This is a genomic window from Parabacteroides sp. 52, assembly GCF_010500925.1.
Lineage (GTDB): Bacteria > Bacteroidota > Bacteroidia > Bacteroidales > Tannerellaceae > QVMG01.
Genome location: NZ_QVMG01000013.1, coordinates 22668 through 47794, shown reverse-complemented (window position 1 = coordinate 47794; position 25127 = coordinate 22668). Strand labels below are relative to the sequence as shown.

22 protein-coding genes are annotated in these 25127 nt (G+C 44.7%); 5 read left to right on the top strand and 17 right to left on the bottom strand.

Going from position 1 to position 25127, the window contains the following annotated elements; genetic code table 11:
• The first annotated feature begins 14 nt into the window (after positions 1–14).
• The 3 genes from D0T51_RS08860 (at position 15) to nhaA (ending at position 2388) form a co-directional block, all read left to right on the top strand.
• On the top strand, positions 15–236 hold the full coding sequence (locus D0T51_RS08860; protein ID WP_163728123.1) for a hypothetical protein: 222 nt from the start codon (positions 15–17) through the stop codon (positions 234–236).
• Between the two features lie 5 nt (positions 237–241).
• A complete protein-coding gene (locus D0T51_RS08855; RefSeq protein ID WP_163728121.1) occupies positions 242–856 on the top strand; it encodes a YigZ family protein in 615 nt (204 codons plus the stop codon).
• A 182-nt stretch (positions 857–1038) separates the two neighbouring features.
• Positions 1039–2388, top strand: coding sequence for a Na+/H+ antiporter NhaA (gene nhaA / locus D0T51_RS08850; protein WP_163728119.1), 1350 nt, complete (start codon positions 1039–1041; stop codon positions 2386–2388).
• Positions 2389–2438: 50 nt separating this feature from the next.
• Here nhaA and D0T51_RS08845 read toward each other — a convergent pair whose 3' ends face one another.
• The 4 genes from D0T51_RS08845 to D0T51_RS08830 all read right to left on the bottom strand — a co-directional run bounded on the left by D0T51_RS08845 (position 2439) and on the right by D0T51_RS08830 (position 8454).
• Positions 2439–3560: a hybrid sensor histidine kinase/response regulator gene (locus D0T51_RS08845; protein ID WP_163728117.1), complete on the bottom strand. Its 1122-nt coding sequence runs from the start codon at positions 3558–3560 to the stop codon at positions 2439–2441.
• A 251-nt stretch (positions 3561–3811) separates the two neighbouring features.
• Positions 3812–6163, bottom strand: a complete 2352-nt coding sequence (locus D0T51_RS08840) for a family 20 glycosylhydrolase (RefSeq protein ID WP_163728115.1) — start codon at positions 6161–6163, stop codon at positions 3812–3814.
• 89 nt (positions 6164–6252) lie between these two features.
• Complete coding sequence (gene glyA / locus D0T51_RS08835; RefSeq protein ID WP_163728114.1) at positions 6253–7533, bottom strand: serine hydroxymethyltransferase; 1281 nt, start codon at positions 7531–7533, stop codon at positions 6253–6255.
• A gap of 18 nt (positions 7534–7551) precedes the next feature.
• Positions 7552–8454, bottom strand: coding sequence for a nucleotidyltransferase (locus tag D0T51_RS08830; RefSeq protein WP_163728111.1), 903 nt, complete (start codon positions 8452–8454; stop codon positions 7552–7554).
• A 127-nt stretch (positions 8455–8581) separates the two neighbouring features.
• Here D0T51_RS08830 and D0T51_RS08825 point away from each other — a divergent pair, with 127 nt between their 5' ends.
• The gene (locus tag D0T51_RS08825; protein ID WP_163728109.1) at positions 8582–9370 is read left to right on the top strand and encodes an aspartate dehydrogenase domain-containing protein; all 789 of its coding nucleotides are present in this window, start codon (positions 8582–8584) and stop codon (positions 9368–9370) included.
• Here D0T51_RS08825 and D0T51_RS08820 read toward each other — a convergent pair.
• The 5 genes from D0T51_RS08820 to aspT all read right to left on the bottom strand — a co-directional run bounded on the left by D0T51_RS08820 (position 9353) and on the right by aspT (position 15995).
• On the bottom strand, positions 9353–10237 hold the full coding sequence (locus tag D0T51_RS08820) for an NAD(P)-dependent oxidoreductase (protein WP_163728107.1): 885 nt from the start codon (positions 10235–10237) through the stop codon (positions 9353–9355). The two genes, D0T51_RS08825 and D0T51_RS08820, sit on opposite strands and share 18 nt — an antisense overlap.
• A gap of 171 nt (positions 10238–10408) precedes the next feature.
• Positions 10409–11494 carry a porin gene (locus D0T51_RS08815; protein ID WP_163728104.1) on the bottom strand — a complete coding sequence of 362 codons (1086 nt, stop codon included), beginning with the start codon at positions 11492–11494 and terminating at the stop codon, positions 10409–10411.
• Positions 11495–11511: 17 nt separating this feature from the next.
• On the bottom strand, positions 11512–12570 hold the full coding sequence (locus tag D0T51_RS08810; protein ID WP_163728166.1) for a type II asparaginase: 1059 nt from the start codon (positions 12568–12570) through the stop codon (positions 11512–11514).
• A 44-nt stretch (positions 12571–12614) separates the two neighbouring features.
• On the bottom strand, positions 12615–14258 hold the full coding sequence (locus D0T51_RS08805; protein ID WP_163728101.1) for a bifunctional aspartate transaminase/aspartate 4-decarboxylase: 1644 nt from the start codon (positions 14256–14258) through the stop codon (positions 12615–12617).
• 36 nt (positions 14259–14294) lie between these two features.
• Positions 14295–15995, bottom strand: coding sequence for an aspartate-alanine antiporter (gene aspT / locus D0T51_RS08800; RefSeq protein WP_163728100.1), 1701 nt, complete (start codon positions 15993–15995; stop codon positions 14295–14297).
• Positions 15996–16189: 194 nt separating this feature from the next.
• Between aspT and uxuA the strand changes: the two genes are divergently transcribed.
• Positions 16190–17362, top strand: coding sequence for a mannonate dehydratase (gene uxuA, locus D0T51_RS08795; protein ID WP_163728096.1), 1173 nt, complete (start codon positions 16190–16192; stop codon positions 17360–17362).
• Between the two features lie 129 nt (positions 17363–17491).
• On the opposite strand, the gene D0T51_RS08790 is transcribed toward uxuA, so the two are convergent.
• The 8 genes from D0T51_RS08790 to trpB all read right to left on the bottom strand — a co-directional run bounded on the left by D0T51_RS08790 (position 17492) and on the right by trpB (position 25102).
• Positions 17492–17929 carry a DNA-binding protein gene (locus D0T51_RS08790; RefSeq protein ID WP_163728093.1) on the bottom strand — a complete coding sequence of 146 codons (438 nt, stop codon included), beginning with the start codon at positions 17927–17929 and terminating at the stop codon, positions 17492–17494.
• Positions 17930–18521: 592 nt separating this feature from the next.
• A complete protein-coding gene (gene trpA / locus D0T51_RS08785; protein WP_163728090.1) occupies positions 18522–19301 on the bottom strand; it encodes a tryptophan synthase subunit alpha in 780 nt (259 codons plus the stop codon).
• Positions 19302–19366: 65 nt separating this feature from the next.
• Positions 19367–20011: a phosphoribosylanthranilate isomerase gene (locus D0T51_RS08780; RefSeq protein ID WP_163728087.1), complete on the bottom strand. Its 645-nt coding sequence runs from the start codon at positions 20009–20011 to the stop codon at positions 19367–19369.
• Positions 20008–20823, bottom strand: coding sequence for an indole-3-glycerol phosphate synthase TrpC (trpC, locus tag D0T51_RS08775; RefSeq protein ID WP_163728084.1), 816 nt, complete (start codon positions 20821–20823; stop codon positions 20008–20010). The genes D0T51_RS08780 and trpC overlap by 4 nt, the downstream gene beginning before the upstream one ends.
• A gap of 17 nt (positions 20824–20840) precedes the next feature.
• Positions 20841–21836, bottom strand: coding sequence for an anthranilate phosphoribosyltransferase (gene trpD / locus D0T51_RS08770; protein ID WP_163728081.1), 996 nt, complete (start codon positions 21834–21836; stop codon positions 20841–20843).
• Positions 21833–22411 carry an aminodeoxychorismate/anthranilate synthase component II gene (locus D0T51_RS08765; protein WP_163728078.1) on the bottom strand — a complete coding sequence of 193 codons (579 nt, stop codon included), beginning with the start codon at positions 22409–22411 and terminating at the stop codon, positions 21833–21835. The genes trpD and D0T51_RS08765 overlap by 4 nt, the downstream gene beginning before the upstream one ends.
• Positions 22412–22422: 11 nt before the next feature.
• Positions 22423–23808 (bottom strand): anthranilate synthase component I family protein, encoded by a 1386-nt coding sequence (locus D0T51_RS08760; RefSeq protein ID WP_203583358.1) that lies wholly within the window; start codon positions 23806–23808, stop codon positions 22423–22425.
• A 97-nt stretch (positions 23809–23905) separates the two neighbouring features.
• A complete protein-coding gene (gene trpB / locus D0T51_RS08755) occupies positions 23906–25102 on the bottom strand; it encodes a tryptophan synthase subunit beta (RefSeq protein WP_163728075.1) in 1197 nt (398 codons plus the stop codon).
• Positions 25103–25127: the final 25 nt, after the last annotated feature.

Genomic DNA, 25127 nt, shown 5'->3' with positions numbered 1-25127 from the left:
CAAAAAAGAAGTAGATGAAGAATCCCATTCAGATGATTAAGCAATGCTTCGAAAAGGAAGAACCCTATTTCGTCTTGCGTGGTCAGGATATTTGTGCCCTGGCGGCAATTGAAGCATACTCTAAAGCGGTAAAGGAAAAAGTAAAAGATCCGTATTTTATCGAAGAGATTGAAGAGATAATGAAAGACTTCCGGGCTTACCGGGAGGAGGTCGATAAAACCAAGATCCCGGATTAATTTGTATGATAGAAGATAGTTACAAGACCGTCAAATCCCTTGCCGAAGGGTTTTATTCGGAGAAGCGAAGTCGTTTTATTTCTTATATCATACCGGTCCGTTCGGTAGAAGAGGTGAAGGCAGAGGTGGATAAATACCGGAAACGATATTTTGACGCCCGGCATGTGTGTTGGGCCTATATGTTAGGTCCGGAGCGGGCTGTCTTCCGGGCAAATGATGATGGCGAACCTTCATCTACGGCCGGCAAACCGATATTGGGACAGATTAACTCCAACGAATTGACAGATGTCTTGATTTTGGTGATTCGTTATTTTGGAGGAATAGAATTAGGTACCAGTGGTTTGATCGTGGCGTATCGGGCGGCAGCGGCTGATGCGATTGCCCATGCGGAGATAGAAGAGCGAACGGTGGATGAGGATATAACCGTTTCTTTTGAATATCCTTATCTGAATGGTATTATGCGAATCGTAAAAGAGGATAATCCCCAGATTGTATCCCAATCTTTTGATATGAATTGCGAGATGACCCTGCGCATTCGTAAAGGAGAAGCTGAAAAGTTAAAGAATCGCTTACTAAAGGTCGAAACAGCTTATTTGAAGGATCCAGAGTCTTTACAGTAAAGGTTTTCGTTCGTTTTTAGGTTGTGTATAGTGACTTTTTTAGAGAAAACTAATATCTTTACTGCAAAAATAGAACTTATATGTGGTGAGCCTTTACCCTTATGGAAGAGGTAAAATACCAAAGCTATGAAACATATAAGGAAGAGGTAGAAAAATGAACCTTTTGGTAATCTAATTTATTTATGGAAAGAAAGATTCGAGTTATTCTTAAACCGCTTCGCCGTTTTGCTATCCAAAAGCCAAATGCGAGTCTACTTTTGTTTGCTGCCACCCTTTTGGCAATGATTCTTGCCAATTCGCCTTGGGCATCTGTCTATCATGACCTTTTGGCTTTTCCGATAAACTTCCATATAGGGAATATTACACTTTTTACCCATCATGGCGAACCAATGTCTATGCTGGCGTTTGTCAATGATGCCTTGATGGCTGTTTTCTTTTTTTTAATAGGTCTGGAGATAAAACAGGAGATCCTGATAGGTGAATTAAGTTCTGTCCGCAAGTCTATCTTGCCGGTGGTTGCAGCTTTTGGAGGCATGATTGTCCCGGTTCTTTTTTATATGCTTGTGTGCCACTCTTTGCCGGAGATCCGGGGAGCAGCTATACCTATGGCAACTGATATAGCTTTTGCCCTGGCTGTGTTGGGAGCGCTAGGCAAACGGGTACCTTTAAGCATGCGTATCTTCCTGACTGCCTTGGCTGTGGTCGATGATATAGGGGGGATTATTGTTATCGCTTTGTTTTATAGCGGTCATATTGCTTATGAAGCCTTACTTATATCGGCGGCTCTTTTGTTGGTGTTGTATATAGGAGGGAAGATGCGGATTAACAATAGTTTCTTTTATTATGCCGTAGGCTTTTTGGTGTGGATGTTTTTTCTGGAATCCGGCATTCATCCGACCATTGCCGGTGTGTTAATTGCTTTTATGGTGCCTGCCCGACCGGTTATCAATCTGAATCATTTCACCCAGAATATGAAAGGGCATCTGGATATGCTTGATTTTACAGAAGTGCGACATTCACGCAATGCGGCTGTTCTGACGACGACGCAAATACATGTACTCAACAGTATTCATTCCCTGGCAGACCGGACGATCAGTCCGCTTCAAAGTATTGCCGATAAATTACATCCGTTGGTTAATTATCTGATACTTCCCCTCTTTGCTTTTGTGAATGCAGGTGTGACTTTCGGGGATATTCCGATGGCTTCTTTATTGAATGTGCCTCTGGCTGTATTCCTGGGATTGTTTCTGGGTAAGTCTCTGGGTATATTCTCTTTCTCTTATCTCTTTGTGCGTTATCGCTGGGCGAATATGCCGTTGGGCATGACGAAGAAAAGCCTGTTTGGAGTCTCTATGTTAGGAGGTATTGGTTTTACGGTTGCCTTGTTTATTGCGAATCTATCTTTCGATGTTACAACCCCTTCGGGCACAGACCTATTGAATCAAGCCAAACTGGGTGTGTTTGCCGGTTCTTTTATTTCCGGTGTATGCGGATATTATCTCTTGAATAAGATACTTCCGAAAGTAGAATAGGGGTGTAGTGCCTTTTTTACGAAAGGCATAAACGAAGAATTGTCATTTTCTTATTCTTCCGAATTCAATGCTTTGATTGAAAAGAAAAAGGTAGAACCTTTTCCTTCTTCTGATTCAAACCAAAGTTTGCCTCTGTGTAACTCAATAAAGTCTTTTATTAGCATCAGGCCCAATCCGGAGCCTTTCTCGTTGTCTGTGCCGTAGGTAGTAAAATGTGTATTCTGTTTTAACAGTTTGTTTTGATCTTCTGCTTTGATGCCTTTTCCGGTATCTTTTATACTGACAATTATATAATCCCCTTCGGTGCGGGAACTGATTGTGATGGTTCCTCCAGTAAAGCTGAATTTTATGGCATTGGAGATCAAGTTTCTTACGATGGTTTTCAACATATCTATATCGACTTCCCCTTCCAATTTGCATTCAAGCCCTTCTTGTATTAAAGAGACTCCTTTTTGTTGCGCCATGGATGTATAGATATCGGCTGTACTGGATATGATGCTGTTAACATCTATTTGTTGTTTGTATATACTTTGTCTTTTCAGTCGGTTTTTGGCCCATTTCAATAAGTTGTCCAATAAAAGGTAGATCTCTTCCGATGTTTTATTGATCATCTGCAACATATCGTATACCTCCTCTCCGACAGTTCGCTTATCAACCATCAGCAGGATTGCATTGATCATCATTTTTAAAGAACCAAGAGGTGAGCGTAGATCGTGTGCCACTACGGAATAAAGGGTATCACGCGACTCAATCGTATTTTCCAGTTCCTGTTTGATTCGTTTGATGCTAAAGAGCTCAAAACGATGAGATACACGCTTTAATAATTCTTCTCGTTGGAAAGGTTTGGTAACATATTCAATTGCTCCTAATTGGTATCCTTTGACAATACTTTGCATATCACTTAAAGCCGACATGATGATGACAGGAATATCATTCGTCTCCGGATTACTTTTCAGATGTTGCAAGACCTCATAACCATCCATTTCAGGCATCATAATGTCCAATAATACAAGATTGGGATGTTGCTCTTTGGCTAAGGTTAAAGCCTTTGCCCCATTGTCGGCAGTAAGAATGGTATATCCTTCTTTTTTCAGAATGGCCTGTACCAACATCACATTTGTGGGCACATCATCAACGATTAATACTTTATAATCAGAGGCTAAATTGTCCATTAGGCGACTATGCTTTTCTTAAATATGTTTATTAGACAAATGTATTAATAAAGTTCAAACAGGAGAAGTTTTTCTCAGTCAATTTAAGTTTATTTTAATGAAAAGCCTGTTTTAATGAATCGATGTTTTCTTCTTTGTATATAAAATACATAGGCCTTAGGAAGAGGATAGGGAATGAAAAAGGCGTTAAACATACGGAAGTATAAATACGTCCGTATGTTTAACGCCTTTTTTATTTTGTTTCTATTCTATTAATAGAATAACATTTCAGGTGTAATCCGGCTAAACTTCTCTGCATCAGACTTACGCAAAGATACTTGTCCGGTGTTCCAGTTTGAAGGCCATCCTCCGATAATATGTCCCAGGAATACGACTTTTATTTCGTGCAATCCTTTCGCCAGGGCTATCGAATTGTCATGCCGGGAGAAACGTTTCGTTTCTCCTTTGTTGTTCACTAATAACTTACCGTCGATCCATACCTCTTCATTATCTGACGAAATGAAATAGACGCCGTCTTCGGGTATATTCACATAACCGGTAGCTACAGATGCATATTGCTTAACGCCACGCATGGATTCGTCTGTCTTTTCAACGGATCTGATTTCCCGCAGAGACTTGATTGTAGATGTTTTCCATTCTTTAGCCTCTTTGAGTGGTTCCACATCCAGGAAATACCCATAGGTGACTTCCATCTTTAATCCCGGATTTACCTTCTCTACCTCTTTTGCAGGTAGCAACGTTTGTTTTTCCACTGCGATTGTACGGGTAGGGCTCATCTTGCCGGAAGGCAGGACGGAACGAATCTTTAGGATTGCTGACTCTGTGAATTCGATCGGACTCTCATAAATAGTAGATTCCGGTGTCGGTTCGCTTTCGTCCAATGTATATACCATCTTGATCGGGCGGGTTGTTTTGAAAGTCAGGGATGTTTTATCTGTGAAAGCTACAAAGTTGCATGAACCGTTGGGCTGTTCCGGCTGTGGAATATGGTAATTGATGGCATGCCCGTCCAAACGTACATAGGCATTCTCGATGCGACGTTCAAAATCTTTATAATCTTTTCTGTCCAGAGCAGTCCAGGCTATTTCTGCCAGGGCCAAGGCACGGGGATAGATACGATATTCGCGGATGTCTTCGTTGTACATATATTCAGACCAGGTGTTCGCCTGTACTCCTTTGACGAAATGTCCTTTGTCCTGTTTCATCAAAGTGTCCGGTACCGGGTTGTAGTTATATACTTTCTCCAATAAGTTATATCCTCCGATAGATACCGGCTCGATCTTGGGATCTCCTTGGAAAGTGTCAATATACATTCCGTTTCCTGCCGGAGTCATAATAACTTCATGATTCATGCTCGCTGCAGCAATACCTCCGGCTTCTCCGCGCCAGGACATCACCGTAGCCGTAGGAGCCAGACCGCCTTCTAATATTTCATCCCAGCCAATAATTTTTTTATTGTATTTCTCTGCCAGGAACTTTTCCATCCGTTGTACGAAATAACTTTGCAGACGTTCTTCCGCACTGTGACCGTGTTCTGCTTTTAATCCTTCTTCTTTGATGCGTTTCTGGCATAAAGGACATTTAGCCCATTCTTTTTTAGGACATTCGTCCCCACCAATATGAATATATTCGCTGGGGAAAAGTGGAACGACTTCGGCAAATATATCTTCCAGAAATTCAAACGTACTTTCTTTGCCGGCACATAAGACGATGTCTTCCACGCCCCAGATGATACGAGGGGTTCCCGGCTCTCCTTTGCAAGACAGTTCCGGATAAGCGGCAATAGCAGCCATCTCGTGTCCCGGTAATTCTATTTCAGGGATCACTGTGATAAAACGATCCGCAGCGTATTGAACGATTTCTTTTATCTCTTCCTGCGTATAATATCCACCGTGTTCAAACCCTTCTCCTTCGATACGTTTGGCACCCACTTCGGTCAATTTGGGGTATTTTTTTATTTCAATACGCCATCCCTGGTCATCGGTGAGGTGCCAGTGCATACGATTTATCTTGAATAACGCCAATACATCCAGGTGTTTCTTTACATATTCCAAAGGCATAAAGTGACGACAGGGATCCAGCATTATACCCCGGTATCCGAAGCGAGGTTCATCTTTTATTGTTACGGCAGGGGCGGTCCAGGCAATGCCTTTTACCACAGAAGGGCTCTCGATCTCTGCCGGCAATAATTGCAAAAATGTTTGCATACCGTAGAATAGACCCTGGGCTGTTTGTGCTTTAATGATAACCCCTTTAGGAGTAACCTCCAATGTATATCCTTCTTCGTTTACTTCCAGGGTTTTATCAATTAGTAAAGATATATCTTTTAAATCTTCCGTGTTGTCTATCTGAAAAGAGTAACCGGTAGCTGTCTGCATACGTGAAGCAAAGTACTTGGCAACTGTTGTTGCTTCATCTGTTGTTGCGAAGAAGGTTGTGTTTTTCTTCAGTTTATAACTGCCCTCGTTTTGCACCAGGCTGACAGGAGCCGGAATGATGTTGATGCCTTGGTTGTAAGACATTTGTTTGGTTGGGACTTCCTCACAGGAAGGCAACAGGCAGAGTGCCATGCCGGCACAGAGTGTAACAAAGAGTTTTTTCATGTTTTATTGTTTTTTGATTGTTTGACGTGTGAAGTAAAAGAAAGAGGGCGACCGGGAGGTCACCCCCTTATTCAATTCTGTTTTGATTCTTACCAGGCAAAAAGAGGATAGTCTTTCATGATGTTGTTCACCTTCTCATGCACAGACTGAATCGTCTTATCACATGCAGGTGCCGCCAAGACTGTATCCATAAGTTCTACAATCTCACCCATTAAAGGTTCTTTGGCACCCCGTGTTGTGATAGCCGGTGTACCGACCCGGATACCGGATGTTTGGAAAGCAGAGCGACTGTCGAAGGGTACCATATTTTTATTTACGGTAATGTCGGCAGCAACCAATGCTTTCTCGGCTACTTTACCTGTAAGTTCTGGGAACTTGGTGCGCAGGTCGATCAGCATACTGTGATTGTCTGTTCCATCGGAAATGATTTTATATCCTTTGTCCATAAACGCCTTTGCTAATGCGGCAGCATTGGCTTTTACTTGGGATTGATAGGTTTTATAACCCGGCTCTAATGCTTCTCCAAAAGAAACCGCTTTCGCTGCGATCACATGTTCCAGTGGTCCTCCCTGGATACCAGGGAATACGGCGGAATCCAATAACTGAGACATCATCTTAATCTCTCCTTTGGGAGTCTTTTTACCCCAGGGGTTTTCAAAGTCTTTACCCAATAGGATGATACCTCCGCGCGGGCCGCGTAAGGTTTTGTGTGTAGTCGAAGTGACCACATGGGCATACTCTAACGGATTGTTCAGTAGGCCTGCTGCAATCAACCCGGCCGGGTGAGCCATGTCAATCATCAATAAAGCACCTACCTTATCCGCTATTTCACGCATCCGTTTGTAATCCCATTCGCGGGAGTAAGCCGAACCTCCTCCTACAATTAATTTCGGTTTTTCACGCAGAGCTACTTCTTCCATCTGATCATAATCGACCCGACCTGTATCTTCTTTTACATTGTATTCCGTGGCGTGATAAAGAATACCGGAACTGTTTACAGGTGAACCGTGAGATAAGTGCCCGCCATGGGAGAGATTCAATCCGAGGAAGGTATCTCCCGGATTCATCAAGGCTAAGAATACGGCTGCGTTCGCTTGTGCCCCTGAGTGAGGTTGTACGTTGGCCCATTCTGCATGGAAGAGTTCTTTCAATCGCTCAATAGCGATGGTTTCACTTTGGTCGACTACTTCACATCCCCCATAATAACGCTTCCCGGGATACCCTTCCGCATATTTGTTGGTTAGAACGCTGCCCATGGCTTCCATCACCTGGTCACTCACAAAGTTCTCTGAAGCAATCAACTCAATCCCTTTCAATTGGCGTTGCTTTTCTTTCTCAATAATGTCAAAAATGATAGTATCTCTTTTCATTACCTCTAAAATTGGTTATTAGAATAATTTATTCGGATATTCACCGGCGTCTACCAAGGCTTGGATCTTATCTACTACCCCCTGACGGTCGTCCGCATAGGTTACACCGAACCATTTGGAAGTGGTGTCCAGTACTTTTACTTTGGCAGTTCCTTTGGTGATGAGCTCATTGACCATCAATGGAATGAAGTATTCGCTTTTCAGATTACCCATATTCGCTTGCAAGAAGTGAATGAAGTAGTCTTCCGAATACTTGAAATAGTCGGGAGTGAATCCCCACATATTCATCGAAACGGGTGTATTGGGAGTAAGAACGACCTTTTGACCGTTTTCGTCGATGAACTGGATTTCGTCATCAATCTTTTCGATAGCCGTACGTTCCACTACGCCTGTCAGATACCCTTCAGTATTGGTTTCGCAAACACCCCGGGCAACGGAACCGCTTTCACTCAAGGTGTTTCCAACACGGTATCCAATCATGCAATAATCATTTTTAGTTCCTTCCATCTGGGAGAGTTGTTTGCCCAAGACGGCGAAGCTGTCGCGTCCGTAAAAGTCGTCTGCATTGATTACAGCAAAAGGTTCGTTGATCACGTCTTTTCCCATCAGTACGGCATGGTTGGTTCCCCAGGGTTTTTCCCGTCCTTCAGGTACCGTAAATCCTGCCGGCAGTTTATCCAGTTCCTGGAATACAACTTCTACCGGAATATGATTCTCATACTTTGAAACGATCTTTTCACGAAAATCTTTTTCAAAATATTCACGGATAACAAATACCAGTTTTCCGAATCCACCACGGATTGCATCGTAGATGGAATAGTCCATAATTGTTTCACCGTTTGGACCCAATCCATCCAATTGTTTTAATCCTCCGTAACGGCTACCCATTCCGGCGGCCAAAACAAACAAAGTAGGTTTCATAGTTTCTTTCTTTAATAGTGTTTTTAAATTGAATCACAAAGGTAAAAAAATACCTTATATTGTTGAAGAAAGAAAGATAAAACCAACGATGTTTTTAATTTAGGGTTCAATTATTACCTTTGCCCGCATGAATAAGTTAGTTATTGTCGGATGTGGACGACTGGCCGATATTGTAGCGGATGCAGTTGTCAAAGGCTTGTTGCCTGAATATGATTTGATTGGTGTTTATTCGCGTACAGTTGCAAAAGCAGAGCGTATAGTGATGAAGATGCAGCAACACGGAAGATCTTGTGTGGCCTGTGGAAGCTGGCAGGAGTTGTTGGCATTAAAGCCTGACTATCTGGTAGAATCCGCTTCTCCGGCAGCGATGCGAGAAATAGCTTTGCCTGCGTTGCAGAATGGTACCTCTATCATCACCTTGTCGATAGGCGCTTTGGCCGATGCGGCCTTTTACCAGGAGGTACAGGAGGCTGCCCGGGCAAACGGAAAGAGGGTATACCCTGTGTCGGGGGCTACCGGCGGGTTTGATGTGTTGAGAACAGCCTTTTTGATGGGCAATGCCTCTGCCCGTTTCTTCAATGAGAAAGGACCGAACGCTTTGAAAGGGACAGCCGTTTATGACGATGCTTTGCAGACGGAACAACGCATCGTCTTCTCAGGAAATGCGACCGAAGCCATACAGATGTTTCCCACCAAGGTCAATGTAGCCGTTGCCGCTTCCCTGGCGTCGGTTGGCCCGGAAAATATGCAGGTGCGTATGCAGTCTACCCCCGGATTTGTGGGCGACACCCAACGGGTAGAGATCAAGAACGAGCAGGTACATGCTGTTGTAGACGTCTATAGTGCCACCGCGGATATCGCCGGATGGTCGGTTGTGAATACCCTGATTAATATCACCTCACCGATTGTATTCTGATAGATTGGCCAATACCTTTTCACTCAGGCGGTCAAACGCCTGCAGGGTACGGCCGGTCGATACCTGCATGCAGCGTACATGAGGGTGGTGGAGTAGGTGTGTGCCGCCTAATGCTCCGACCGTATCGCAAAAACAAAGATTATCCCCTTCCAACCATTGGGTAAAAGCGGACTCGTCCCATGCCGGTGACAGTCCTGTGTTGAATAGTATCTTCTTATTCCCTAATCGTTTAAACTCGGCCTCGTGTAGTAAAACGGTGTTTTTATTGAGGCAACAGCAGACTACTTCACTGGTGGAAAGTAATTCGTCCAGGGGTAAAAAACGATACCCTTTGGCCCGGGCATCCTCTTTTTCGCTCCGGGCAAAATAGGAAATGTCGGCACCAAAGAACCTCAGAGCGTCTCCTATCATGCCACCGGACTTGCCCAGTCCGATAATGCCGGCCTTCAATCCGGTAATCTCACGCGGCATACCTTCCCATGGTTCTTGTTGAAAGCCGTGCAGGCAGCGTACCAATTCACTGATGACATACTCGACCACCCCTTCATCGCCGTAGTCGCGGATCCCTGTAACGGTAATGCCTTGTTCGTTGGCATAATGGATATCCACATTGGCACTTTCCGGTGAATAGAGGGAACAGCACATACCAATGTATTGGACATACGGACATTTTTCCAAGACCGAACGGTTGATGTGCGAGGTATAACTCAAAAGTACTGCGTCTGCATCTCCTATGCGGGCGGCTATTTCGTCGTCGTCTGCTGGTATGTCTGTGTGTATAATTACTTCATTTGCAAAAGAATACAATTCTTTCTCTGCCGAAGGTGTCAGGCTTATGGGTTCTATAGCTACAAGTTTACGGAACATATTTTTTTCAATTTAAAGGCCTAAAGATAAGAAAAAGTCGGGACAATTTTAGTGTTGATAGCTATCGTCAGTAGTAACGATAGCTATCGTCAGTAGTAACGATAGTTATCATCAGTACTGACGATAGCTATCAACACTAAAATATCTCTAACAAAAGTGTAGAGGCAACTGTTATTTGGCTTTAAATAACCAACGGGTACCAATGAGTGCCGTATGTTTGTTTTTAGTATCCTGTAGACTGAAATGTCCCTGAAAATTCATGGAAGAATAGCCGTATAAGACATGAAAACGCAGGTCTTTTATGTATTGATTCGTGAAAGGATAAAATTCTACCGCTGCCTGTATGCCCAGAGTTTCATAGGCATTACTTGCATATACCTTGTCACGGCGTTGATCCCAGGTCCCTTTGATAAAAGGTTTCCATTTGCCGGCATTGTATTTTATGTTCACAGCGGCAGACTGGTCGTTTACATAGCGGGTACCCAGGTCGGTATCATTTACATCGGCTCCGTAATCCATATTGCGGTTTCCGTAGTAATAATCCAATTCAGCCGTTATTTTACCTACGTTGACTTGGGTACCGGCCGTAATCCAGTTGTAGAACTTCGTTTTCTTGTGTTGAAAAGCGCCATATCCCCATCGGGTCTTCAATAAGCCATTAAACAGATTTCCTTCCCATAACGTATTTATGCCCAATGATTTGTTTTTGTACTCTTCCGAGGCAAATTGAGGAGCATCCGAGTTGACGAATTGCACATTCAATGTTTGCCCCAGGAAATGATAAGCCACATTCAGACCGAGTTTATATCCATCGAAGTCGTTATATACCATCGTTGGCAGATAAATATCTGCCGGATTGTAATCGTATTCGAAGGTACCCAACTGAACCGATTGTTTACCGATGGTAAAGGTCCATCTTTTACCGGCGTCGAAGGCGATCCAGGCATGGTCGGTAGCTCCTGAAAACCCTTCCCGCAGAGGCGTTTGTGGTTTGTTTAATCGGTGTCTTATCCGGTAACGAATACCCGGAATGATTTCACCTGCCACCCAGAGTTTGAGTGTATGTCCATGAAAGAAAGCATCCTCCAGTTTGTCTTTCTCCCCATCCATTTGGTAATCGACACGTGTATCTACCATAATGTTCAACATCTTGTCATCCCAAATGATACGTTGCAGGATTGTCTCACTGTCTTTGTGTTGGGCATATATTGGGATGCCAAACAGGCATATGCCTATAAATAGATGAAATCGTTTCATAACCATTGTTTTTTTATTTAGTATTCAGCAAACATACGTTGGATCTCTTTCGGATCGTTCGTCTTTGTCAATGCAAGCATCAGTAGGACGCGCGAGCGATAGGGGTTAATAAACCAGGAAGTGGCAAAGCCATATGTGTCATCGTCTACTTCATCCCATTGGGTTGTCGGTCCTGTCATGATACGGGAAGACCGGACGACAGCCACCCCTTTTTTGACTGCATCCGCCATGGCGTTTTGCATAACCGTTGTCACGTTTCCGTTACCTACGCCAGCCGTCACAATGCCTTTGGCTCCGGCATAGATAGCCGCGTTTATAAATAATGCCGAGGCATTGGAATAACTGAGTATGATTTCCACGGGAGGTAATGTATCCAGGTGAGTCACATCAAACTCGGAATTTACCGTATGGCGTTTGATTGATTCACGGCTATAAATAGGCTTACCATTATAGACGATACCTAAAGGGCCGTAATTGGGGTTTTGAAAAGTTTCTACATACAATGTATTGGTTTTTGTCAGGTCATCAGCTCCCAGTATTTTATCATCCATAACGACCATTACTCCTTTGTTTCTGGACTCTTTGTCGACAGCACAGGCAACAGCGTTGTAGATGTTCCGTGGTCCATCGGCACTGATAGCCGTAGAAGGGCGCATGGAGCCAACCAGGATTACCGGTTTTTCACTTTTTATCGTCAGATTCAGGAAATACGCTGTTTCTTCTTGTGTATCTGTCCCGTGTGTGATGACGATGGCATCTACATCCGGTTGACTCAACAACTCGTTGCAGCGTTTTGCCAATGTCAACCATACCTGGTCATTCATATCCTGACTACCAATATTGGCTACCTGTTCCGCCTGAATGGTTGCGACCTGATCCAGTCCGGGTACTGCGCTTAACAATTGCTCTACGGTGATCACACCGGATTTGTATCCGGATGAAGTACTGCTGGCACCTTGTCCGGCGATTGTGCCCCCGGTAGCTAATATATATACAGTCGATTTCTCTTGTGCCTGTCCGGCAACAGCAATAAATAAAACCACAATCAATAGACTGTAGAATCGTTTTAAATGCATTGTTTTCATATGATTTTTTATTTAAGTGATTGGTAAAATGAATATTAATTCTGTTGTGTACTTTTCCAGGCTTCGACATATTCTTGCATGGTTTCGGCCAGTTCCTTACCGATTATACTATAGTCTTCATCCTTGAGGTTAGCCAGGGAAACACGTACCGACCACTCAGGACCGGCAAAACCTCCTCCGTTCAATAAGACGATCGATGATTTTTCTGCCAGACGGAATACGATATCCACCGGTTCGAAGTTCTTTTCCAGGAAAGCCACAAATTCTTTTCCATGGTTCTTGAAGGCCCATTCCTGAATATCTATTTCACTGTAATAACCGGCCCGTTCCGGATCCGGTTGAACGGGAATGTTCAAGCCTTCCCACAGAAGATCAAAACGATGATGTATCAAGGTGTTACATGCATTTTTATACCTGTTCTCCGTATCCAGTAAGGCAAATGCTGCAAAGAGTAACATCTGCATCTGTTGCGGCAGAGACAATCCGGCTGTATGGTTCAAGGCCACCTGGCGGCTGTCTGCCACAAGACGATCGATGAATTTCAATTTGGAAGGATAGAGGGTCAAGCTTTCATACAACTTCGCCATTTTCTGCTTGTCCTTCTCCGGAAGAGCTGATAACATATCGTCATAGATATTGTCTTCGTACAAGGCAATAACACCTAAACGCCATCCGGTGGCCCCGAAATATTTGGAAAACGAATAGACACATAAGGTATTTTGCGGTAACTCATTCATGAGTGAGTTGAATCCTTCTACGAAAGTGCCATATACATCATCGGTAAGAATCATCAGGTTGGGATTCAGGTTCTTGACAACCTTGACCAGGTATTTGCGGCAGCTGTCGCATATCTCAACCGATGTCGGATTACTTGGATTGATAATAAAAAAGGCTTTAATGGATTTATCTCCCAGTTTATCCAGTTCGGATTTGGGATATTGGAAATTGGAGTTGCCTTCTTCGTCTTTAGCCGAACCATAGATATAGGTCACCTTAAACTGATACCGTTCCAACTGCGGGATTTCCAGATAAGGTGTAAAGGCCGGCACGCCTAAGGCTATGCGATCTCCTTTCTTTAACAGACGGTTTTCAACCAATGAATCGAATATATAACACATTGCGGCCGTACCTCCTTCTACAGCGAAGAGATTATATTTTCCACTGCGTAGGGGATTGTTGTTACACATCTCCTGTATCAGGTAATCGTGCACGATGATCTCCGTATGTTTGAGCATACGTACAGGGCTGGGGTATTGGTCACCGATAATTCCTTCTGCCAGTTCGAATACCCATTCATCCGGATTGAAGTGATGCTTTTCAATACCATATGTATACATATTTTTCAATAGGTCGATGCCGGGAAGATTCTTGTTTTGACGTAAGAAAAGCTCGAATCGTTCGGCAATGTCTTTGAGTTGAGGTGTACCGGACAAGCCACTTGTGTCGGACAGACTGCGTTTGCATTCTTCAATACCGAACTGTCCGAGGGTGAAGAAGGCTTCCCGCGGAACGGTGGCTGTCCAGTTTGGATTGCCACGCCCGGCATTTAACATGGTTTTGACCTGCGATTTTTGCTGGTCGGAAGCCAGCTTTATCAGGTTGTCTTTTAACTCAAAAGGACTTAATTGCTCCAGTTGCTGTTCCCGGCGACGGGTGGTCTTTAATTTAGCTATATCCATAGTTGTAATTATTAATTGTGAGACATATAAAAGGTATTAATGCATGAGGAAAACAATCACCACCCCCCAGATAATCAATAACGTATTACCGATAGCATAGGTTGTTGTGTAGGAGAGGGCTGGCACTTTGCTTTGGATTGCATCTTCAATAGCCCCTAAGGCTGCTGTGGTGGTACGTGCTCCGGCACAGGCTCCCAGGGTTATGGCCGGATGAAACTTGAAGACAAAACGCCCCAATAAAAGGCCAATAAACATAGGAATGATACTGACAAAAATACCGGCTACAAATAAAGAAATACCGGAAGCCTTCAGCCCGGCAATAAAATCCGGTCCAGCGGTTAATCCTACCACGGCAATGAAGACATTTAATCCCAGGTTATTCATTAGCCATATGGCAGGTTCGGGAACAGCTCCGAATGTCGGTTTGAGAGAACGTAACCATCCGAAGACAATACCCATAATCAATACCCCGCCGCTGGCACTTAAACTCAAAGGAATATTACCTGTGCGTATAGCCAGTGAACCCAATAATCCTCCCAGGAAAATACCTGTTCCGACATATAATATATCAGTGGCATGGGTCGGACGTTCGGCATACCCCATATATTGGGCAAAACGATCTACATCCGCTTTACGTCCTTCCATCTCAACAACATCCCCCCGCTGAAGTCTTACATTTCTTAGGAGAGGCAGGTTCGCTTTTCCCCGGTGAATTTTGCGGATAATAACCCCGTGGCGTTGTTTACAGGTTTTCAATTTCTGTAATGTCATACCTATGACTTCTTTTTGGGAGACAATGACCTTTAATGCTTCGGCTCTAAAGTCCAATAATTCGATGTCGGCCACTTCTTTTCCGATAAAAGAGGCATCAGCGAGTAAGCTGTCGATAGGGCCATTCAGAACCAATCTGTCTCCTTTACGGATCCTGTCTTGGGCAGTCGGCTCCTGGAGGATATCTCCTTTTACGGGGCGGATGCGTTCAATATATACAGGCCATCCTTTTTTTAACAGTATCTTTTCCACTTCCTCCACCGTACGTGGTTGTTGGAAAAACTCACTGTCTGCTTCGATCACCCGGAAGGTGGTACCATCGTAAGCATATTCCATACTGGCATCTTCTTCCTGGAGGCTACCTCCCAGAGAGGCCTCATATTCTTTGGTTTGCCGGATAATATCTTTGCCGAGCAGTTTGGGGCCGATAGAAGCCAGGAACCAAGCCGTTCCGGCGGTGCCGAAGATGTAGGTGACGGCATAGGCCACAGGGATCTGATTCAGATACGTTTGTTTCTGTTCGGCGCTGATGCCTAATTGATTGATGGTGTCGGTCGCTACCCCGATAACGGCAGAGATCGTATTGGCTCCGGCCAGTAGTCCGACCGTATTTCCGATATCGAATCCGGCAATAACAGCCGCTCCCCAGGCTGTCAATAGGCAGGCTGCACACACGAGTATGGAAAATGCTATCTGAGGCAATCCTTCTTTTTTCAGTGAATGCACAAACTGGGGTCCTACACTGTAACCCACCGCAAAGAGGAAGATTAAAAAGAATGTCGATTTGACAGTAGGGGAAATATTAAAACCGAATTGTCCAACCAATACCCCCATCAACAATACCCCGGTGACGGAGCCCAGACTGAAGCCTTTGATTTTTATTTTACCAACAGCAAATCCTAATGCCAATGTAAGAAATATGGCTAACTCCGGCGCATTTTGCATTGTGTTTACTATCCATTCCATGATTTATTGTTTATAATATGATTTTCATAATGTATATACAACAATAACTGTTTTGAATTAGTTGAGCTTTCCATCTATTTGTAGAATATAGGATGCGCTTCGGTAATATAGGATGCTGCTTAAACAAGTTTGGCGCTGCGCTCAGCTTTCACTATATTTACCCCCGTAAAAACTTAATTCATAATACAACGAGAATGGAAAAGACATGGCGCTGGTTTGGAAAGAAAGATAAAATAACACTGGATATGCTCCGCCAAATAGGTGTAGAAGGCATAGTTACCGCTTTACACGATATACCGAATGGGGAGATCTGGCCATCGGAGGCCATCCTCGATTTAAAAGGATATATAGAAAAGGCCGGCTTGCGTTGGTCGGTAGTGGAAAGCCTGCCTGTCTCTGAGGCAATCAAATATGGAGGAGAAGAAAGAGATCAACTCATTGAAAACTATAAGATCAGCTTAGCCAACCTGGGAAAAGCCGGTATAAAAACGGTTTGTTATAACTTCATGCCTGTTATCGATTGGATCCGGACAGACCTGAACAAGAAGAACCCGGACGGAACCTATACCCTGTATTTTGATAAGATCCGTTTTGCGTATTTTGACTGCTTTATCCTCCAGCGGGAAGGGGCAGAAAAGGATTATACAAAAGAAGAAATGGAGGATGTATATGCCCTGGATAAAGTCATTACGACAGCTGAAAAAGAAGAGTTGATACATACCATTATTGTGAAGACCCAAGGGTTTATTAATGGAAACATCCAAGAAGGTGATAAAGCCCCGGTAGCTCTCTTTAACCGCCTGTTAACGTTGTATAAAGGAATCGATAAAATGCAGTTGCGTGCGCATATGAAATATTTTCTGAAACAGGTTATACCCACAGCGGAAGAATACGGGGTCAATCTATGTGTGCATCCGGATGATCCTCCTTTTCCGGTATTGGGATTGCCCCGGATTGTCACCTCGGCAGAGGATATCGATTGGTTTCTAAAGGCGGTGGATAGTCCGAACAATGGATTGACCTTTTGTGCCGGCTCTTTGAGTGCCGGCCTGCATAATGATGTGCCTGTCTTGGCCGAACGTTTTGCTCAACGTACCCACTTTGTGCATTTGAGGAGTACCGATGTGTATGAGAATGGGAACTTTATAGAGGCTTCTCATTTGGGAGGGCGTGGACGTCTGATAGACTTGATCCGTATCTTCGAAAAAGAAAATCCGGCGCTTCCTATGCGTGTGGATCATGGCAAACTGATGCTTGGTGATGGGGATAAAGAGTATAACCCCGGTTATTCTTTCCTGGGACGTATGTATGCCCTGGCACAGGTGGATGGCATGATGGCCGTTGTGAAGGACGAATTGACCACCTGAATCCGGAACGCCTCGCTGCAGTAAACGTACGCAAGCAAAGAAGGATCGTATGTGCGGTTCTTCTTTTTTCAAAGAGACGAGGCTGTCTCCCTGATAAATGGGGACAGCCTCGTCATTTCAGTTTAGAGCTTAAATGCCCCCTTCTTCTTCATCCTCCGGATCCTGCTTCTCCTCCTTTTTCAGTTCCAGGCGTTCGAATTCACTCGCTTTACGCGCCTTTTGCAAGGTCGATCCCGGATAAAAAACGATTCTCGGATTCTTGATCAGGTCAGCGTCAAACTCTTCTTCACTCATTGCACCGGTCGATCCCAAAGCATACCGGAAATTACCCAGCTCCCCAAATTGTACGATATGTCCTGCTGAAAGGTGCTGACGGATCAGGAAATTCATACGATCGAGTACCCCTTTTACCTGGTTGGACGGAATACCGGAGGCGGCAATCTCTTCCAATAAATAATTAAAATCGATCTTGTCGGTTGTCACTTCCCGGGCATATACTTTTTCAGGAACAGTATCCTTGTCGTTGCCCAGATTCTTTTGCTTTAATAATTTAAATTTTACTGACATAATGTTTCTTTTTTAATGGCTTCACACCCTATTGAGCGATCAGCGCTTGTTAATAATAAATGATTCATTCTCTCTTCTTGTCAATTGACAATACGTCTGTAAGCTTACGCAAGCAAAAGTATAACCTCTGTCAAAGGCCAAATACCGGTAATAAGCGGAGTTCGAACACCTAATCCCTTATTTATGTATTCCTCTTATATATACCTATCCGGAACCCGTACTTATTACGTGTACCGCTTTCCTTTACTTTTTAATACTTATTCACCTAAAACCCTTTCAGGGTTTCTTTCTATCTCACTGTGTTCTGTCTTGTGACATCCAATTTTGCTGTGTTTCATTTTATTATATATTTTTTCTATCTTCTCTAAACTCCGTGCCTCCGTGTTGAAACTCCTCTTCAACTAATTTCCCATTCTCCATTTTCAATTTTCAATTAAAAAAGAGGTATTGCCCGTACAGGCAATACCTCTTTTTGGGGGGGGAATTCTGTTGCCGATGCGCATCGGCAACATTGTCCATGCGCATCGGCAATATTGTTGAAGAGCATCGGCAATACTGTCGATGCCCATCGACAATAGAATAAACCCTTGATTTATTCAACAGCATCTATCATTTGCCTTAATTTATCAATGGCCTCGGCCGGGCAGGATTCACTTTTCAATAGTTGAATGAACTTACTGCCTATAATGGCTCCGGAAGAATGGGTAATGGCAGCGTCGAAAGTTGCTTTGTTACTGATGCCGAAGCCCACCAACCGGGGATTGCGTAGATGCATATTGTTGATCCGGCGGAAATAGGCTTGTTTCTCTTCGTCGAAGTTGTTTTGTGCCCCTGTGGTGGCAGCGCTGGAGACCATATAGATGAATCCGTCTGTGTTTTCATCGATCCGGCGGATACGTTCTTCGGATGTTTCGGGAGTGATAAGCATGATTATCTTGAGCTGATAACGTTCGGCAGTAGCTTTGTAGTCTTTCATATAATCGGCATAGGGCAGGTCGGGAATGATCATACCGTCTATGCCTGTGCGCACACAGTCCTGACAGAAACGTTCGAATCCATATTGCATGATTGGATTGAGATAGCCCATCAGGAGAACCGGCAGGGTAATAGCCGGGCGTATGTCACGCAGTTGTTCGAAAAGCAGTTTGAGTGACATACCGTTACGCAAGGCCTCTGTAGCAGATTCCTGTATCACGGGTCCATCTGCCATCGGGTCGGAGAAAGGGATGCCCACTTCGACCATGTCAATACCTTTGTTTTGTAATTCGCTGAGCACTTTTACGGTAGCATCCAGTTGCGGGTAACCGGCTGTGAAATAAACGGAAAGGATTCCTTCTTTCTTTGTCTGAAATAGATGATTTATACGATTCATATTATTATTAATTATTTTGTTTAAGAAGCTGTTTTGAATTTTAGAAAATAGAGTGTACCTATTTCTCAGTTGTTGGAGTCGTCCGAAAATGTTCGGCAGGTAAGGGAGGAGAGAAAGTGTTGGAGTTTCTCTATGTCTTTCTTTCCCACTGCGCTCTCGAAACCACTGTTGAGGTCGATTCCGGCGAATTGCGGGTGCGTGAACCGGTTGATGGCCTCTGCGGTTTCAGGCTTTATACCGCCACTGAGAATGAAAGGGGTGTTTCCTTTATAATTCTCCAACACAGACCAGTCGAACAGTTTACCGGATCCTCCGTAATTGTCACAGGCGGTGTCGAAAAGGAAATAGTCGACACGTCCTTCATAGGCCCCTGTTTTTTGCAGATCCTGTTGGGTCGCAATGGCGAATGCTTTGATAAGTGAGAAGCCACGTTTTTGTAACTGATGGCATACTTCAGGTGTTTCGTCTCCATGCAGTTGCAGGTAATGCAATTGGTATTTCGTTGCTGTTTCTATCATTTGCTCCAGGCTGGCATTGACGAATACACCGACGCGGGAAGCCTGGGTAAGAGGTATTTCTTTTCCCTCCTCCTCGGTGGTGAATAGTCTGGGGGATTTATCGTAAAAGATAAAACCGATCCAATGGATCCCAGTTTGGCTTACTTGTCGGATATTCTCCGTTTCACGCATACCGCATACTTTGATAATCATATTAATCCTCCTATAAATGTAGACAATGTATGTCCCGGGTTTTGCGTTTTCATAAAGGTCTCTCCTATAAGGAAGCCACGGAAACCGGCCTGGCGTAGTTCGATGACAGCCTCAGGCTGTGAGATGCCGCTTTCGGCCACCCATAAAGGAGACTTGCCCTGTGTTTGTTTTTCTGTATATTCTTTTATATGTTCCACAAGGCGGAAAGAGTGTTTTAAATCGGTATGGAAGGTTCCCAGATTCCGGTTGTTTACTCCGAGCATGTCAATGTAGGGGTTCAAATGGCTGAGTTCAGCTTCGTTGTGGATCTCCAACAATACTTCGAGTTGCAGTGTATGGGCAGTCTCAGCCAAGAACCTGCATTCTTCCGGGCTGAGGCAGGCGGCGATCAATAGGATGGCATCAGCTCCCATGACGCGTGCCTGGAATAATTGGTAGGTATCGATGATAAAGTCTTTCCGCAGCAGGGGCAGGTCGACCCGTTTGCGGGCATTTTGTAAATCACCCAAAGACCCTCCAAAGAATGTACTGTCAGTCAGGATCGAACAGGCAGCAGCCCCCGCCTTTTCGTACGCAGGGACGATGTGGTTCACGTCTGCATCGGGGTGTAGCCATCCCTTGGAGGGGCTCTTGCGCTTGAATTCGGCAATGATACCGGAAGAAGAGGCGGCGAGGGCTTCCCGCATAGAATAGGTGTCGCGCTCCAAGCGGTTGCCCCCCAATGCGAGTAAGGTCTGTAAAGGGATAGCCTCTTTCTGCCGGGCTATCTCTATGCGTTTGTTTAGAACGATATCGTGTATTATATCTTTCATCGGATTATAGGAATAAGTTAGCTGTTTAGAGTAAGAAAACGTTTGAAAGTATCCAGAGCCTTTCCACTTTCCAAAGACTCACGCGCCTCTGTTATACAGGTCTCAATCTTTTTCTCCGGACAAATTACCTGGATGGCAAAGGCGGAGTTGACAATGACACAGTTTTTTTGTGCCTCGCTTGCTGTATTATTCAGGACGGCATCGAATAGGCGGGCGGCCTCCTGGGGGGTACTTCCTCCATCGAGATCCTTCTCCTTATAACGTGGGAAGCCTAACATTTCCGGGGTATATAATTTCTCTTTCTCGGGCATGGCTACTTTGAAATCGGCCGTTAAGGATATTTCATCGAACCCATCGAGGCTATGAACAACGGCAAACTGTGTGCCACTCTCCTGGTAGGTATAGTTGTAAAGGCGCAATAAGGATAAGTTATATACGCCCAATAACTGATAGGTGGGAAGTGCGGGGTTCACCAAAGGGCCAAGCATATTAAAGAAACTACGTACCCCCAGGGATTTACGCACCGGGGCCACGGCTTTGAGGGCGGGGTTGAATAAAGGGGCATGGAGATAAGCGATATGGCATTTTTCCATAGACTCTTGCAAGAGGGAGGTAGAGGTGGTGAACTTCACCCCATGTTGTTCCATCACATTGCTGGCTCCACTGACGGAGGTAGCCCCGTAGTTCCCATGTTTTACTACATTGTATCCTGCCCCGGCAACCGTAAAACAGGAGGCCGTGCTGATATTGAATGTATTTTTTCCATCCCCTCCGGTTCCGACAATATCAATAGGTTGATAGGCAGATAGGTCAATGGGTATGCGCATCTCCAATAAGGCTTCCCGGAATCCGGTCAACTCCTCGACGGATATATTACGCATGAGGAAGACAGTTGTCAGGCTGGCTATCTGGGCATCGGTATATTTTCCTTCGGCTATGTTTTGTAATATCTGCCGGGCTTCCTCCCGCCCGAGATACTGGTGTTCGAATAAGCGGTATAATATCTGTTTCATCTGTTGTTTGTTTTTAACCAGTTTATTATGATTGTTTTCCCCTGGGGAGTAAGAATGGATTCGGGGTGAAACTGTATGCCGCGTACGTCATATGTGCGATGGCGTACAGCCATGATTTGTTTTTCCTCCTGATCTTCCGCTGTGATTTCGAGACAGGCGGGGAATTGTTCCCGGGAGATAACCCAGGAATGGTATCTTCCGGCACGAAAAGCCGGACGAAGGCCATCGAAGAGTGTTTCCTCCCGGCATACGACCCGGATATCCGAACAGACCCCATGATGGACATGCTCCAGATTACTCAGTTGGGCTCCAAAAGCTTGTCCGATGGCCTGTTCCCCCAGACATACGCCCAGGATGCTTTTCGTTGCTGCATAATGTTGGATCAATGGCAGGAGAATACCTGCTTCTTGCGGAATGCCCGGACCGGGTGAGAGCAGTATTTTATCGAAACGCTCCACTTCATCGAGGGATATCTTATCGTTACGGTGCACTTCTACATCGGCACCTAGTTCCTCCATTATATGTAATAGGTTATAAGTGAAGGAGTCGTAATTGTCTAAAAGTAAAATTTTCATCTTTTTAATCACTAATGAATCAATTCTTCTGCTAATGTTATCGCTTTTTTCAATGCTGCCAGTTTATTGTTTACTTCCTGTAATTCCCGTTCGTCTTTGCTTTGGGAAACAATACCGGCTCCCGCCTGATAAGAAAGTATATTGCCCCGGCTGACAAAGGAACGGATGGTAATGGCCTGGTTCAGGTCGCCATCGAACCCGATGAACCCGATGCATCCTCCATAGCTTCCCCGGTTGTGTTTTTCCAGTTCGCTGATCAGTTGCATGGCGCGTACTTTGGGAGCCCCACTGAGTGTGCCGGCGGGGAAGGTATCGATATATGTTTGCATGGGATTGCTGGTTGCCCGTATATCCCCGCTTACCCGCGAGACAAGGTGGGTGACATGGCTGTAATGTTGTACCTCTTTGTAGAAGTCGACTCTGACATTCTGTGCATTCCGGCTGAGGTCGTTGCGCGCCAAGTCGACCAGCATGACATGTTCTGCATTTTCTTTCGGATCGGCGAGTAGGGCTTCGGTACGTTGTTTGTCGATCTCGGTATTACCTGTACGAAAGGCTGTGCCGGCAATCGGATCGATAGAGGCTGTGCCGTTTGTCACTTTGCAGTGTGTTTCGGGAGAGGAGCCGAAGATACGGAAACCCCCGAAGTCGAAGTAAAAGAGATAAGGCGAAGGATTGATATGGCGCAAGGCACGGTATACTTTGAAATCATCCCCTTTGAATGCTTGCTCGAAACGTCGGCTCAAGACGATCTGGAACACATCGCCACGCAGGCAGTGTTTGACTCCCTGGCGTACCATTGCCTTGTATTCGTCATCGGTGATAGGAGAGGTCTCCGGTCCGTCTGTATGGAAGTTGTAAGAGGCAAAATTACGGTTTTCGATTATTGTTTCAATCTCCTGTATCCTGCTTTCCTCTCCCGGTTGAAGAAGCTCAACGAGAGTCAATTCGTTTTTGAAATGATCGAATACGAGTGTGTACTTATACAATAGATAGAATATATCGGGGGCATCGTTCTCTTCATGATGGGCATCCATTACGGGGATGGGTTCGAAATAACGTACTGCGTCGAATGCCGTATATCCGAAAAGCCCCCCTGTTTTTTTAGTATCTCCCGTCACATGGAAACGGTCTAAAAACCTCTGCATTGCTTGGGCTACGGTGTTGTTAGTTGTGAGTGCTTCCACCTCTCTTTCTCCATCCGGATAAACCACCGTACTCTCTCCTTTATTTATACTTATATGAGCTATCGGACACAATGCAATATAGGAATGACTATTCTCATGACTATGGAAATCCGAACTTTCAAGCAATACCGATTCGGGGTATATGTCTCTTACCTTCAGGTAGATGCTGACGGGAGTATGCAGGTCGGCAAGCATAGGTTTGTGGACCATGTGAAAAGAGAATTGTTTGTCCCCAAGGGAATAGGGCGTATGCATAGATTTTGTTGTTTTCATTTTTCACTTTGTTTACTGTTTCGTTAAGCAATTTTCAGTTCTTTTCTTCCTGCGCATGGAAAGACTTATAGGTCTGCAAATCTTTGTCTCCTCTACCGGAAACGGTAAGAACGACAATATCTTCCGGTTTGAAGTTTATTTTTTTCAGGGCACCCAGGGCGTGTGCGCTTTCAAGTGCCGGAATGATTCCTTCCAGTTGGGTCAGTTCAAAGGCAGCCTCCACCGCTTCATCGTCATCAACTGCCAGGATGGTGGCCCGTCGGGTGGTATATAAGTTGGCATGTATCGGGCCGATGCCCGGATAATCCAATCCGGCAGAGATAGAATAAGGTTCTTCGATCTGTCCGTCTTCTGTTTGCATCACCAGGGTGCGGGCACCGTGAAGGATTCCTTTTTTGCCTAATTGGATCGTTGCTGCACTCATGCCAGTATCGATACCTTTACCTCCTGCTTCCGAAAGAATGATATGTATACGTTCATCATCGATATAATGATATATGGTTCCGGCGGCATTGCTTCCTCCGCCTACACAGGCGATCAGGTAGTCGGGATAGTCCCTGCCTTCCTTCTCCATCAATTGTTTTTTGATCTCTTCACTGATAACGGATTGCAGGCGGGCTACCATATCGGGATAGGGATGTGGTCCTACGGTAGAGCCGATGATATAATAGGTGTCCTGTGGGTGACAACACCAGTCGCGAATCGCCTCATTGGTGGCATCTTTCAATGTCATATTCCCCGAAGTAACAGGAATAACGGTGGCACCTAACATTTTCATTTTCTCTACATTGACAGCCTGTCGTTCTACATCGGTTTTTCCCATATAAACGATACATTCCATATGCATCAGGGCACAAACGGTTGCTGTTGCCACTCCGTGTTGTCCGGCACCTGTTTCTGCAATAATACGTGTTTTACCCATCCGGCGTGCCAATAGGATCTGCCCGATGGTATTGTTGATCTTATGTGCTCCCGTATGGTTGAGGTCTTCCCGTTTCAGGTAGATCTTTACACCGTAACGTGCACTCAAACGTTTGGCATGATAAAGCGGAGAGGGGCGACCTACATAATCTCGTAACAGTTGATTGAATTCTTCTTGAAAGCTTTTACTTTCCATCACTTTCAGATAGTTGTTTTTTAAATCTTCCACGCATCGATGCAGTATCTCGGGGATGTATGCTCCACCGAACTCGCCGTAATACCCGTTTTTGTTTACTTGATAGGTTTTCATGAATTGTAAATTATAAATTGTTGTT

Bases quoted from the DNA above. Each gene is read 5' to 3' on its own strand.
- trpA (WP_163728090.1), bottom strand. From the start codon at position 19,301: ATGAATCGTATAAATCATCTATTTCAGACAAAGAAAGAAGGAATCCTT.
- trpB (WP_163728075.1), bottom strand. From the start codon at position 25,102: ATGAAAACCTATCAAGTAAACAAAAACGGGTATTACGGCGAGTTCGGT.
- aspT (WP_163728100.1), bottom strand. From the start codon at position 15,995: ATGGAATGGATAGTAAACACAATGCAAAATGCGCCGGAGTTAGCCATA.
- trpC (WP_163728084.1), bottom strand. From the start codon at position 20,823: ATGAAAGATATAATACACGATATCGTTCTAAACAAACGCATAGAGATA.
- D0T51_RS08840 (WP_163728115.1), bottom strand. From the start codon at position 6,163: ATGAAAAAACTCTTTGTTACACTCTGTGCCGGCATGGCACTCTGCCTG.
- D0T51_RS08805 (WP_163728101.1), bottom strand. From the start codon at position 14,258: ATGGATATAGCTAAATTAAAGACCACCCGTCGCCGGGAACAGCAACTG.
- D0T51_RS08815 (WP_163728104.1), bottom strand. From the start codon at position 11,494: ATGAAACGATTTCATCTATTTATAGGCATATGCCTGTTTGGCATCCCA.
- D0T51_RS08860 (WP_163728123.1), top strand. From the start codon at position 15: ATGAAGAATCCCATTCAGATGATTAAGCAATGCTTCGAAAAGGAAGAA.
- D0T51_RS08790 (WP_163728093.1), bottom strand. From the start codon at position 17,929: ATGTCAGTAAAATTTAAATTATTAAAGCAAAAGAATCTGGGCAACGAC.
- trpD (WP_163728081.1), bottom strand. From the start codon at position 21,836: ATGAAACAGATATTATACCGCTTATTCGAACACCAGTATCTCGGGCGG.
- D0T51_RS08765 (WP_163728078.1), bottom strand. From the start codon at position 22,411: ATGAAAATTTTACTTTTAGACAATTACGACTCCTTCACTTATAACCTA.
- D0T51_RS08760 (WP_203583358.1), bottom strand. From the start codon at position 23,808: ATGGTCCACAAACCTATGCTTGCCGACCTGCATACTCCCGTCAGCATC.
- D0T51_RS08780 (WP_163728087.1), bottom strand. From the start codon at position 20,011: ATGATTATCAAAGTATGCGGTATGCGTGAAACGGAGAATATCCGACAA.
- glyA (WP_163728114.1), bottom strand. From the start codon at position 7,533: ATGAAAAGAGATACTATCATTTTTGACATTATTGAGAAAGAAAAGCAA.
- D0T51_RS08830 (WP_163728111.1), bottom strand. From the start codon at position 8,454: ATGAAACCTACTTTGTTTGTTTTGGCCGCCGGAATGGGTAGCCGTTAC.
- D0T51_RS08845 (WP_163728117.1), bottom strand. From the start codon at position 3,560: ATGGACAATTTAGCCTCTGATTATAAAGTATTAATCGTTGATGATGTG.
- D0T51_RS08820 (WP_163728107.1), bottom strand. From the start codon at position 10,237: ATGTTCCGTAAACTTGTAGCTATAGAACCCATAAGCCTGACACCTTCG.
- D0T51_RS08810 (WP_163728166.1), bottom strand. From the start codon at position 12,570: ATGCATTTAAAACGATTCTACAGTCTATTGATTGTGGTTTTATTTATT.
- nhaA (WP_163728119.1), top strand. From the start codon at position 1,039: ATGGAAAGAAAGATTCGAGTTATTCTTAAACCGCTTCGCCGTTTTGCT.
- uxuA (WP_163728096.1), top strand. From the start codon at position 16,190: ATGGAAAAGACATGGCGCTGGTTTGGAAAGAAAGATAAAATAACACTG.
- D0T51_RS08825 (WP_163728109.1), top strand. From the start codon at position 8,582: ATGAATAAGTTAGTTATTGTCGGATGTGGACGACTGGCCGATATTGTA.
- D0T51_RS08855 (WP_163728121.1), top strand. From the start codon at position 242: ATGATAGAAGATAGTTACAAGACCGTCAAATCCCTTGCCGAAGGGTTT.